Annotated in this window: 1 protein-coding gene; it reads right to left on the minus strand. The window is 31.7% G+C overall.

The features are described from left to right. A partial coding sequence (locus EII23_RS13110; RefSeq protein ID WP_185702429.1) for a hypothetical protein occupies nucleotides 1–300 on the minus strand: 300 nt, incomplete at both ends.

Here is a 300-nt window from a genome sequence, read left to right on the forward strand (position 1 = left end):
GCTAATATTTCTTGTTGCTTGATTGTTCCAAATAGAGAAGAAATTCCCCCACTTACTACTTCATTGCTTAATTCTACAAGTGGATTTTCTGGGCTATTGATATGGTCTTTTATATTAACAATACGAATTAGAACCCCGTCAGGTTTGAAATGATTATCTTTAAAATTAACATACCCACCCAAAACAATTTTACCTCCATAATTCGCCCAATTATTTTTTATGAAAATGCCGTCTAATTCTCCTACAAATGAAAATTTATCTTGCTCATTTTCATACAAATATTTTACCGCTTCATTGAGC

This window comes from Desulfovibrio sp. OH1186_COT-070 (assembly GCF_003860215.1).
Classification (GTDB): domain Bacteria; phylum Desulfobacterota; class Desulfovibrionia; order Desulfovibrionales; family Desulfovibrionaceae; genus Desulfovibrio.